Origin of the sequence: Paenibacillus sp. FSL H3-0333 (assembly GCF_038002805.1) — a bacterium.
GTDB lineage: Bacteria > Bacillota > Bacilli > Paenibacillales > Paenibacillaceae > Paenibacillus_AQ > Paenibacillus_AQ silagei.
In genome coordinates, this window is sequence record NZ_JBBODG010000001.1 from 7,354,669 (window position 1) to 7,366,873 (window position 12,205).

A 12,205-nucleotide genomic window follows, 5' to 3' on the forward strand; every position below is an offset into this window, starting at 1 on the left:
CTACAATCTGAACACCGACACCGAGCTATTCAGTTCATCCGCCAAGGAGGCGAGCATTTGCGAGGAGGAGGCCGTCTCCTCGGCTGCTGCGGCGGATTCCTGGCTTCCGGCCGCAATGGATTCAATCGAGAGCAGCACCTCGTTCGTCTGCGCCGCCTGTTCCTCACAAGCCGCAGCGATGCCTGTAATCTGCTGGGCAGTATCATTGACGCGGGTAACGATACCATCGATCAGCCGCTCTGTACGCTCGGACAGGGCCGATACGTCACTGACAGCCTGCACACTCAGAACCGTATTCTTCTGCATCACCCGGATGATCAGGGCAATCTGTTTGGTCGCTTCACTGCTCCGTTCAGCCAGCTTGCGGACCTCATCGGCGACAACGGCGAAGCCCCGTCCCTGCTCACCGGCACGCGCTGCCTCAATCGCTGCATTGAGCGCCAGCAGATTGGTCTGCTCGGCAATCTCATCAATCACCTCGATAATTTCGCCGATCTTCTGGGAATCCTGCTCTAGCAGTTCCATCTTCTCCGACAGATTACTCATACCAAGGCCGGATTCTCTTACCGCAGTGCTTCCCTCCTCAGCACCCTGACGCGTCAGCAGCGACAGCTCCGATGCCTGCTCGGCATTCTTCGCAACCTCATCGATGCCCCGGGTCAGATCCTGAACCAGCTGATTGATATTTTGCGCCGCCTGGGCCTGGGATTGGCTGCCGCTGGCGATTTCTTCGGTGGTTGCCGATATTTCCTCAGAGGAGGCCGCGACACTTTGCGCCGCTTCGACCGTCCCGCCAATCAGCTTGCGCAGGCTGGTAATCATCTCATTGGCTGCTGCGGCCAGCCGGCCGAACTCATCCCGGTTCTTGATCGCAATCTCCTCCCTGAGGTCACCGCCTGCCATGCGGACCATCACAGCGAGCAGCTTGGATACCGGACCGACGATTCCCTGCGAGATCACGATGCCCAGCGCAATGGCTGCAAGTGCCGCAAGGATGGAGATGATCAGGATCATTAATCTTCCCGAGGTATAGCTGGCAACCGTAGAGTCGATCCGTTCATCTGCACCTTCGATTACATTACTGGCGGCCAGATCGGCGGTATCCTGAGCCTTCTGCAAATCAGGCAGTGCGTCGATTAAGACGCCGTAGGCCTGCGTGTTCTGATCTTTATCCAGCAGTTCATTGACTTTGGGTACGGATTGGTTATAGTTATCCACGCTCTGCTTAATGATCTCTAACGCAGCCCGTTGATCCGCATTCAGTGCGAGCTCTCCATAGACCTTCATTCGGTCAGCAATTTTGTCCTGATCCGCTTTAATAACTGCCTGGATCTCCTCCTTCACCGAATCATCGGTTTCGAGGATAAGCTTGAGCAGATCACCGCGCAGCTTGTACAGCTCGGTCCGGATCTCAGCAATATTGACAAGCGCGGGGAAGTTGTAGCTCTGCATCTGTACAGAGTTACTGTTCATGCCCGCCATTTTCATAATCGATAGCCCGCTGATAAATATAAGCAACGCTACAATAACCAGAAAGCCTCCCAACAATTTGGTGCGGATGTTTAGTTTCAAATGAAGCACTCCTCAATATGTATTTTGTCGAGCCTACAAAGCTTCCCCTATTATGTATAACGTAAGGCCTCTGCGCCTATCGCCATTGGTTCCTAAGTTTCGACATAATCTTCCTGTTTTCTACAGGCCTTCTTTCCTTTACTGCACAAAAAAAGCAATGTACGCTTACATGCTGCGTAATCATTGCTTTTATAAAGAATCTTTTTTGCCGGTAGCTTGATATATTTGCGAGATCGCCTGTGATCTGCTGTGCACACCAAGCTTCTCGTAGATTTTGGTTATGTGATTCTTGACAGTATGCGTACTGATAAACAGTTTCTCCGCAATTTGCTTGTTATTGAGGCCTGTCAGCAGACCATCCAGGATATCGTTTTCCCGGGTAGTAAAACGTACGCCTCCCTCTTGCTGCACTGCAACCAGCGGAGGAGCTATCAGTTGCTCAAAGGAACGCATAAGTGGCTCGGGCACGGGTATAGGAAGTGTTTCCTTCCATTGCCTGCCGCCCTGCTCCGTATACTTCGTGAGCATAAGCAAGACCTTCGCCAAGTACAGATGGGAACTTTCTCCTACATCCTCTTGCCCATTGTAATCCGTCAGGTAATAGTGCATATGGCGCAGAACGCATACCGCCGGGATGTCACCCAAATATTCGCGGAGCAGCCCTATAGGATATGGAGCAAGGAGCGCGGCCTGGCCAATCCATTCCATCTCTTCCGCAGAGTGACTTAACGGCTCCAGCAAGTCCTGTGCAAGCCTTCGGATATCCGCAGCTCTGCTATGTACTACCGGCTGCTGTATCAGCAGATTATCCTGGAGCAGCCGCATGAAGTCAGTTCCGGAGGGCGTGTTCTGAGGCTGCTGGGCAAGCAGCTTGGTCACTAGCAGCACATTGGTCATATGAAAAATCGTTTCATATTCCCGCCGCTGCCCCTCATCACTGAACTGGACCGTGAATAACCCCAGCAGCCTTTGTTCAAATACCATAGGATGCTCTACCAGCTGCCAGCTCTTCCATTCCCGCCGGATCGGCTTGTTCAGCAGGTTGAACCCCGGTATCCCGTCAGCGAAATAGATCTGTTCAGCATCTTCTGCATAGACGGTGTACAGTTCATTCGGAGCAGAAGAGGAAGAATAGATCCTCAGTCCGGCCTCGTCAGGCGTATGTAATAACAAGCACATGAACGGACTGCCTAGCTGCTGCTGGAAAAACTCGATGAACAGCTGCAGGTAATCCTCCTTATCCTGAGTAACCAGAATCCCTTGGACAATTTCTTTATAGGTATCATGCCTCTTCCTTTGACGTTCATACAGCGCTTCGCTCTCCATATGATACATGGAAGCAGCGAGCTGATGGGCCACCAGCATACCCATATCCGCCTGCTCCTCCGTCAGCTCCGGGCGGACCGGGTCTCCGGCATACAATAATCCATACAGCTTGTCCTTGTATTTGATGGGATAGCAGATTAACACCTTTGGCCTTACCCCATGCGCAGCAAAAAAAGAAATCCGCAGATCGCGGTCAGCATTCCTCCAGTACCCCATTTGCTTGGAGAGCCCCACCTGTCCCAGAAATCCCTCACCGTAAAAAAAAGAAGCCCCCTGCAGGGAGTTATCCTTCGGCATACCGGTTGTCTCCACCACTGTGAATTGGTCCCCGTCTGCAGCATTACTGGCATAGCCCGCAAATTCTACTCCAAGAATACGTACCACTATGCCCAGTATTCCTTGCAGCCACTCCGGGCTTGCCGGGTCCAGCAGATAGATCAGATTCATAAGCTGCAGGTCATACGCAGAATATTCTCCGCCCTGCTCCCTTTCAAGCAGAGCCTGCACGGTATCAGCCAGTATATCCAATTGGCTGATAATCCTGGCGACGCCCTCCTGATCCAATACCGGTACCTTATCCAGAGCCTGAATCCAGTCCTCCCATTCTCCGGGGGGAACGGTTTCATGAATCCTGCCGGTAATCAGCTCTTTCGTACAACCGTCCACCCAGACGCCTGTCAGAATATAATAGGGCCTTTGCTTACTGATCCCGATGGAGGTAATCAGCATTTTCAGCCCGGAGCGGGTTTCATAGACAATAGTTTTCGATACATTCCTGACCTTTTCCAGCAGGTTCGCAATTGCATGTTCAGCGGTTGCACAAGGAGAACCGAACAACAGAGATGCCATCTCGGTTAAGCCGGAGGGTTCTGTTATTCGTTTGTCCGCTTGATCGGTAATAATAATTGTCAATCCGCATAATGATGCGTATGCGTCTTGCAAAGACTGCAGATTTCGGCGGAGCTTGTTCTTCATTGCTTATTCCTCGCTTTCCCCTCCAAAATTCGCCATTGCCTCACCGATTCCCTGCTTTTACACCCTTTCATTCTACAAACGTAGCAGTATAGTCCAGGAATCTACGCGAAAAAATGCGCATATGCGAAATTCAAAAACTCACTCCATCCTCCTCATAAAAGTAAAACACCGGCGCTCAAGTTCCAGCGCCGGTGCCATATATCTCCTGGCTAAGCAGACGCTTAGCCATTACCACTTACTGCACAGCCGCTCATCTGCTCAGCTGTACCAGAATCTGCGGGTCTTTGATCTTCGTATCATCAGAGAGAAGCACGACCTTGGAGAGTACCTCCGCTGTACGCGGGTCCTCATCCAGGAACGGCAGGAACAACCGCCCCCGGTGCTGCGAATGCACCGGAATAATGGACAGGGCGCCCGCGGCCTGCTTGTACGCCTGGCCGCTGCCCAGATGCACAGCATACTCGCCCAGCGTACCGTCAATCCGTGCATAATTGCCGTCCAGCCGGACGTTCTCAATCTTCAGCAGCCGCAGCGACTCGCTGACGATGACCCGGCGCATCTCTACAGTTGTCAGGCTCGCTTCCGGATCGACGCCCCCGACATGAGCCACGCTAACGACCAGATCCACATCCCGCATCACCTCCGAGAACAGCACTGGCGGCACCTGATCCAGCGGCACGCCCTTGTAGGTCTTCCGGTCGAAGAACTGCACCGTCTCCAATGTCGGCGCTTCGGTATCGGCCGGTGAGAACCAGTCCGCCATGGCATAGAGCCGGACGATCAGGTTCTCGGCATAGAACACCTTCTGCAGCCCTTCCTCATAGCTGACCGTCCACTGCCGCCCCTTCAGAAGGGCGACTGTCTTGCTCGGCTGCACCTGATGGCCGGCGTAACGGCGGGACAGCACGCTCTGGGCCAGCTCATCCTCATTCGGCAGATACAGCTCGCGGAAGACCTGCTTGAACGGCTGGCGGAGCTGACGGTCGAACAGATCCTTCTGGTACAGGCTCCATTGTCCGCTGCGGTATAGATCCAGCGGATGGGCAATCCGCAGCGCCGCCTCCCCGCTCAGGGCCTTAGATTCGCCCGCAGGGCTCACCAGCGCCCCCTGATCCGCATCGTAATATCCCAGCGCATCGCCGCTCTTCAGCACCAGCTTGCTAATCAGCGGTGCCAGCACCGGATTCCGGCTCAGCCCGGCAATCTCTGCCGGCGTGAAGCCGCTGCCGGACTCCATCGAGCGCTCCAGTTCAGCCCGGGCGCGCCGGAACTGCCCGGTAAGCTCGCTCTTGGCCTCCTTCAGCGCTTCAATCCACTCATGCTTCTTGAAGCGTGCGGGCACCGACTTCAGCGCCTTCCCCTTGCTGGTCACCACATAATCGCTTTGCCCTTCTTCGTCGATACTAAGCGAGACGAAGGTCTCTGCGTCCAGCTCATACGGCTCGAAGTACGCAGCATAATCATCCAGCTTGCGCGCCTCCATATCCCAGATCAGGCGGGTGACATCGGCATATCCGGCATTGCGTGCCAGGTTGCCAAGAGCAATCTGTACGGCCTGGCCTTCGCTGGCGCGGCGCTGTGCGCCGAACTTCTTGCTCTCTGCCAGGAAGCGCTGGATGAACTCATAACGCACGCGGATATCCTGTTCACGGTCTTCTCCCAGCGGAATCAGACTATAGCTGAGCAGATGATCCTTGCCCCGCTTCTGCTCCACAGACTGCTTCATCTCTTCCAGGTTCAGCTTGCCGAGCGTGGCATCGGCGAACAGCTGGGAACGGCGGTGGTTCGCACCGGCAGAGATGTATTTGGCACAGTCATAGAGCAGCTCGAACCGCTCTTGTCCAAGCTCCTTGTAGGCGGACTGGAACCAGTTCACATCGAAGGCGCCGTCGTTGAACTCCTGCGGCGTGATCGGCGAGTAATGCGCCACCACCGTCTCTTTTTCGGCCGAGAAGCTCTCGTTAATGTGGGCGTGGAAGTACCAGGCCCCGCTGCGAAGCCCTTCCCAGCCCAGGTATTCGGCAATGATCTCGATCCACTGCGGGGCGTACATGGCGGCTTCCAGCAGCTTTTGATCGGACAGCTTGTACTCCTGCAGCAAGGTCTTCAGCAGCTCCGCATTATCGCCCTCACGCGGATAACATACCTTGAGCAGATGGCTGAAGGATTCCTTCTTCGTAATATTGTTGCCATAGCCATACACGTACCCGCGCACGAAGGTATCCTTGTTCAGCCCTGACAGGATACGGATACAATACTCCAGGCCCTCTATCCGCTGCAGCCCCATCGTCATGCCGGTCACCTCAGTCGGCAGGTCGCCGCGCCCCAGCTCAATGGCCAGCAGACGGTCGATGATCCGTGTGCGTAGTGCAACCATCTGTGGACTGTCTTCGATCCAATCATATCTGCGTGAACTGATCCAGCTCATATGGTTGCGTGCATCCTTACTCAGCAGCAGCTCCTTAAGCAGCGTCTCTTCGCGGATGATTCCACCAGTGAAGGCCTCAACGTAGTGCTTCAGTCCGATGATGCTGTCCTGCTCTTCGCCTCCGCTGATCCCCTCGAACCGGTAGCAGGTACGGAACATCTCCTTGAACTCCTCTGCTCCGTTCCATAGCTTCTGCACCATATCGACCCACGGCTCAGCCAGCACAGACAGGAAAGGCCAGTCCGCCGCAAGCTTCTCCTCCGGGAACGCAGCCATCAGCGCATTCACCGCACCATTCACTTGGCGGAAGCCCTCCGGGCTCTTGTGGTCCGCGCGGTACGCATCCAGCAGCGTCTCTACCTGCCATCTGTACTTCAGCTTGTCCACTAGCTTCAGCACAGCCTCGATCTGCTCCAGCGGGTAGACCCCTGACGCGAACTCCTTGCGCCACCCGGACAGCAGCTTCTGCTTGCTAAGTTCCTTATCATCAATTCCTAAGGTGTCGTAACCGTCATAGTTATCCAGGGTCTCATCCAGTTCCTCCAGGCTGATATAGAAGTTCAGCTCTATCAGATCCCGGGCGCTCCAGCCGCTCTTGTCCCAATATTCAGCCCATGCTTCATGCAGCGGGTACTGTTCGAGGGCGGATTTGCCGCTCTCCTCATCGTTAATTAAGTACCCCTGCAACGGTCTGAGGTTGGTGCCGATCAGCACCGTGTCCTTATATCCGCTGTAATACTCAACCTCGTACTCTACGTCGCGGAGCTTGTGGATCGTGTTGTCCAGTCCCTTAAGGAATGTCTTGATCTGCTCCAAGGACAGCTTGAACACCTGATCCCAGACGAATCCCTCAAGTACAGGCGCCTCAGCCAGCCACTCCTCCGTCTGCTGCGGATCGAACAAGCCGTAACCGTTAGCCTTCGTATACTCATTCTTCTGGCTCAGCCTCGCGATCAGCTCGCGCTCCTGGTCGGAAGGCTTCTCCAGCGACTCTGCCAGCGGACGCACTGCTTCAAAGAGTGCCTGCCGCTCTTCATCCTGGAACAACACGGTCATAATCTCCAGCCCTGCCTGCCGCTGCAGGGCATTCTTGCCCTGCACCAGTCTGTGGACGGACTCCTTCAGCGCTTCATCCGGCTGATTCAGCAGCATCCGGGTCACGCTCTGCCGCAGCGTACCGGTCTTAAGCTTCAGCAGCCCTTCAGCCATCAGCAGCTCATCCTCCGCCAGGGTCAGCCCCTGCGCCAGGTCCAGTGCCAGCTCCCGGTTCTTGATACTCTTGTCGGAGAGGCTGGCGAAGATGAATTCGCGCTGCACAGTATCCTCCGTATGCTGCACGAAGTAATTCAGCAGCTCCCCACGTATGTCCGTGCTGAGCTTGTCCTTCAGCGCCAGCAATTCATTCACCCAGGCCGGGTCCATATCATAGGAGATCAGATAAAGCATCTTTTGGAACGGCAGATCACGGGTGTAGCTGACCTGCAGGAAATCCAGCACCTTAGAGGTACCGGTCAGCTCCCGGCTGTCCGGATTCAGGAAGATATCCATCAGCAGGCTGAAGTCGCGCTGCCGCTCGCTTTTATCCTCAAGCTGCGGGCTCGTTACGACCTCGATCTTCGGCCCATTATCCTTCGGCCCTCTCCACATCCGGTTATAATCATAATTATAATTCGTCAGAATCCAGTACAGCAGCTCCGGCTCTTGCTCCTTCAGATACTTCCGGGCGCTGCTCAGGCGCACCTCCCGGTTCTGGCTGCCGGAAAGTACATACTCTGCTACAATCTTCTGGTAGGACTGGCCCTGTTCCATCAGGATATCCACCTTGCCGATCAGTTCATTCTCCTCATAGACAGCCGTCCCCCACAAGCTCAGGTAGACATGGTTGGCATTCTCGCTGGTCAGCCAGTCAGCGCGCAGCGCTTCATCCGTCAGCACCTGATAGGCTCCTTCAATCAGTTGCTTCGCCACCCGCTGGTTCTGGGCTTCCAGACCCATCCCCGTCCATACGCCCAGGGCACGCACCACCGAGCTGTAGCGCACGAGATCATTGTCCAGAATCACCTTCAGCATATACAGGTTGTTCTCTATCGTCCCCTCATCCATCGTCTCCATAATGGACTGGCGCAGTCCCTCCTGCAGCCGGGCAGCCAGCAGCAGCTCGCCAATCATCTGAACAGCGGCCTGGTTACGGCTGAGGAATGCACCTTTTATCATATTGCGGCTGAGCAGTGCCCCCTGGTTGTCCCCGTACACCGCATCCTTAAGCAGCTCCTCCATTCCGCTGCCGCTGCGGTCCAGCTCATAGGCGACTACATCGGGAACAGCAACATCTACACGGTAAGAGATACTGTAATCCTTTTCATAATCCCCCTTCAGGTACTCCGGCAACGAGAATTCAATTAGCTCCATATAGATCAGGGCATTGATTTTGCGGAGGATCTGCATCCGGTGCGCCTGAACCTCCCGGGTCCGGAAAGGCCGGCGCAGATACCCTATGGAATAAGGGTACTCCACTGCATGCTTAACTATGTAACGGGCAATCTCAACGGTATGTGTGCTGTACAGCTGCTGCATGATCCCCATCAGCGGCTCCCAGTATCCGGTAAAATCAGCCTGAGCCGCCGCAGCGCGATCATCCATGATAACAAGGAAGCGGTCCAACGAATCTTCCCCTTCATGAAGGTAGCGGTTCTTGCTGAACTCCGCGAGCAGGCCTGCCAGCTCCGCGCCTTCCCCCTTCAGCCCCTTGGCTTTGTTCTCAACATCCGCGTACCACTGAGTCTCCCACTCTGCATTTCCGATTTTCATCCTGTCATCTCCCTCACCATAGTCTTCCTGCCAGCATCGTGAACCGGATCAGCGTCAGCTCATCGCCCTCTTCGAGCCTCAGCGGCTCATCCAGCGCGGAACATTCCGCTTCCTGCACGAATACCTTGTACAATCCGTCTTCGTAAGCAAGCAGTGCCGCAGCCGTAGCCTGCTCTACCTCAGGCTTCGTCTCACCGTACACCGTACCGAATCCGACCTTGCCGTTATCGCCCTGCTCCGCAATTTCATTTGCGGTCAGGTAAGGGATTAGATCTCCCCGCTCCTGCCGCTCCAGCATCGCCTGCACCTGCCCGGCTACAATCTCCGAGATCAACGCGCGCAGCGTCTGCGGACGGTCAGCAAGCAGCAGCTCCTTACGCTCCAGCACCGGCCTGCGTTTGCCCAGGCTTTTGACGGTTACATACAGCTTCATGGCCTTCCCTCCTTACCTCAATAGCTCTATTCGACAGAATATCTAGTTCATTACCCGATTTCCCAGAAATCAACCCGTTCCTCCGCCGAAAATTCAAATTTGTGCGGATACAGAGCATCCGGTATCTGTACAGCTCTTTTTTTGCTAAAATAGAAGGGTCGGCGCATTTCCGTGCAATCCTGGCGCCAGTCACTGAAACGGAGGCATTACCTGTGGATTATATTATTCTGGACATCGAATTCAACGGCCGCAAATTTGCCAGCGAGCATCCCATGGAGGTCATTGAGATCGGAGCGGTCCGGTTAGACGCTTCATTGCAGGTTAAGGATGAATTCTCAGCCTTAATCAGACCCATATACTTCTCCACCCTGAATTCATTCATCAAGAAAAAAACCGGCATCCCCCAAGAGGATATCGACGTCGCCAGCCGGTTCCCGAAGGTCATTACCGCCTTCAGAGCGTGGCTTGACCAGAGCGCTGACGGCGTGCTGCTCTTAACCTGGGGCGGCGAGGATATGAAGCGGATTATCCAGGATGTGCGGATGCACAAGATGGATGATGCCTACTGGATGGAGGCCACCTACTTCGATCTGCTCAAGGGCGTCCTGCGCGCCCGCGGCCTCAGTAACGACATCAGCGTCGAAGGGGCCATGGCCCTATTCGGCCTGGAGCCTTCCGGCTCCGCCCACCGCGCGCTGGACGATGCCAAGATGACGGCGGAGATCTTCCGCGCAGTCTTCAGCGAGCTGGACTTCGGCCGTTCCCAGCACTATGTCGATACCTTCTCGAACGCCAGGGAACGCAAGACGGTTAAGATCGCCATCAAAGCAATGACCGCCCAAAAAATCGTCCCCACCTGGGAGCTGGTCGCCGAGCATTACTTCCCTGCGGAGGATGCCCTGGCGGACCCCCGGAAGCTGGCAGAGCTTAAGGCGTATTTCACCGCCCAGCTTAGCAAGAAATAACCCCATATGCCCGCGCAGCAGCGGCAATCTCCCGAGGCATAGCCTGGGCGGTTGCCGCTGTTTGCTTTTCCAGCAAACGGTTACCCGCCCTGCTGTCTGGTTATTATACAAATTAAGAGTTGACCTTGCCGTTACGTCAAAGTATACAGTTAGATCTGTAAGCGGCCGCTTACCCGGCGGGAACGCCTTGAATCCGTTCTCTGCTGTATACGCCAAGACAGATTGGAGGCAGATTGGACCATGGAATATACGGTGCAGAAGCTGGGGACACTCGCGGGGATCAGTGCACGGACCCTGCGGTATTACGATGAATTCGGCATTCTGAAGCCGGCTAGAATCAGTTCCTCGGGATACCGGATCTACGGCCAGGCTGAGGTAGACCTGTTGCAGCAGATTCTCTTCTACCGGGAACTGGGACTTAGCCTTGAGGCGATCAGAGATATTGTCCATTCGCCCTCCTTCGACGGCGCCCGCGCCCTGCGGGAGCACCATGACCAGTTGCTTCAGCGGAGACAGCAGCTGGACCGGCTCATCGCGAACGTCGAGCAGACCATTGCACACACAGAAGGGAGAAGTATAATGAGTAATCAGGAGAAATTCGCAGGCTTCAAGCAGAAGCTGATTGACGATAACGAGCAGAAGTACGGCCAGGAGATCCGGGAGAAATACGGCGCGGAAGCTGTGGAGCAGTCGAACCGCAAGCTCAGCCATATGACGGAGGAGCAGTACGCTGCCCTTCAGCAGCTTGAGGCTGATATGTTCGCATCTCTGGAGCAGGCGATGGAGGAAGGCGACTCGGCAAGCGAACTGGCGCAAAAGGCCGCTGATCTGCACCGCCAGTGGCTCAGCTTCTATTGGGATACGTACACCAAGGAAGCCCATGCAGGCGTAGCCCAGATGTATGCCCAGGATGAGCGCTTCACCGCTTATTACGACCAGCGCCGCCCCGGCATGGCCGCGTTCCTGCGGGATGCAGTGCATGTGTATACTGGAGCGAAGCAGTAGACGTAATCGTTTGGGATAGCAAAGAGGCAGCCGGATTAACGGCTGCCTCTCTTTTTTCTGCTGAAACGTTATTCTGGCTCAATCATCATCCTCGTCGGAATCCGTATCGGTGTACACAACCTTGGCAGTATACGCATCGACACCTACTTCTGTCTTGACCTGCCCGTTCCTGACTTCAACCTCATAGACAGCTCCTCCATGGTCCCGGTCCAGATCAATCTCGGTGACCGTCCCCTTCACAGCAGCTTGAGCCACCTCAGCCGCCTTGCCTGCGGTAATCAGCTTGCCGCCTGAGGCCGGAGCTGCCTTATGAGAGTCTTCATCGTCTGCATCCTTGCGCACGCTGATCACTTTTCCCGAATAGGCATCTACCCGGACATCTATCTCCTGCTTGGTTTGCTGAATTTCGATATCGTAAAACGTGCCGCTGGCCTTCTTCTCCAGATCGATGCTCTCCACCTGTCCCGGAGCTGCCTTCAAGGCAATCTGCTCGGCTTTGCTTACACTAATTAACGTTTTGCTCTGACTCTTCGCGGATGCGGCTGCTTCTGCCGTACTGCCCTTCAGCTCGCCTATACCATAAGCGCCTCCGAGAATAAGTGCTGCCGCCGTGATACTGCTCCATATCTTTGTCTTCAATGTTAACGCCTCCTAAGTTCATTCTTCGCTGCTTCATGTAGTAACTATAACGCT

7 protein-coding genes are annotated in these 12,205 nt (G+C 55.1%); 2 read left to right on the plus strand and 5 right to left on the minus strand.

Annotation, left to right across the window (positions count from 1 at the left end; translation table 11 throughout):
* The 4 genes from MHH78_RS32065 to MHH78_RS32080 form a co-directional block, all read right to left on the minus strand.
* Complete coding sequence (locus tag MHH78_RS32065) at nt 1-1,572, minus strand: methyl-accepting chemotaxis protein (protein ID WP_341170080.1); 1,572 nt, start codon at nt 1,570-1,572, stop codon at nt 1-3.
* A 189-nt stretch (nt 1,573-1,761) separates the two neighbouring features.
* A complete protein-coding gene (locus MHH78_RS32070) occupies nt 1,762-3,873 on the minus strand; it encodes a LuxR C-terminal-related transcriptional regulator (protein ID WP_341170081.1) in 2,112 nt (703 codons plus the stop codon).
* 250 nt (nt 3,874-4,123) lie between these two features.
* Nucleotides 4,124-9,109, minus strand: a complete 4,986-nt coding sequence (locus tag MHH78_RS32075) for a DUF4132 domain-containing protein (RefSeq protein ID WP_341170082.1) — start codon at nt 9,107-9,109, stop codon at nt 4,124-4,126.
* A gap of 13 nt (nt 9,110-9,122) precedes the next feature.
* Nucleotides 9,123-9,542, minus strand: a complete 420-nt coding sequence (locus tag MHH78_RS32080; protein WP_036731220.1) for a hypothetical protein — start codon at nt 9,540-9,542, stop codon at nt 9,123-9,125.
* A 212-nt stretch (nt 9,543-9,754) separates the two neighbouring features.
* Here MHH78_RS32080 and MHH78_RS32085 point away from each other — a divergent pair, with 212 nt between their 5' ends.
* Nucleotides 9,755-10,507 carry a 3'-5' exonuclease gene (locus MHH78_RS32085; RefSeq protein ID WP_036731217.1) on the plus strand — a complete coding sequence of 251 codons (753 nt, stop codon included), beginning with the start codon at nt 9,755-9,757 and terminating at the stop codon, nt 10,505-10,507.
* A gap of 240 nt (nt 10,508-10,747) precedes the next feature.
* Nucleotides 10,748-11,512, plus strand: coding sequence for a MerR family transcriptional regulator (locus tag MHH78_RS32090; protein ID WP_341170083.1), 765 nt, complete (start codon nt 10,748-10,750; stop codon nt 11,510-11,512).
* 78 nt (nt 11,513-11,590) lie between these two features.
* Here MHH78_RS32090 and MHH78_RS32095 read toward each other — a convergent pair whose 3' ends face one another.
* Nucleotides 11,591-12,151, minus strand: coding sequence for a PepSY domain-containing protein (locus MHH78_RS32095; protein WP_341170084.1), 561 nt, complete (start codon nt 12,149-12,151; stop codon nt 11,591-11,593).
* Nucleotides 12,152-12,205: the final 54 nt, after the last annotated feature.

Excerpts from the sequence above, each read along its gene's own strand:
- MHH78_RS32070 (WP_341170081.1), bottom strand. The coding sequence starts at position 3,873 with ATGAAGAACAAGCTCCGCCGAAATCTGCAGTCTTTGCAAGACGCATAC.
- MHH78_RS32075 (WP_341170082.1), bottom strand. The coding sequence starts at position 9,109 with ATGAAAATCGGAAATGCAGAGTGGGAGACTCAGTGGTACGCGGATGTT.
- MHH78_RS32080 (WP_036731220.1), bottom strand. The coding sequence starts at position 9,542 with ATGAAGCTGTATGTAACCGTCAAAAGCCTGGGCAAACGCAGGCCGGTG.
- MHH78_RS32090 (WP_341170083.1), top strand. The coding sequence starts at position 10,748 with ATGGAATATACGGTGCAGAAGCTGGGGACACTCGCGGGGATCAGTGCA.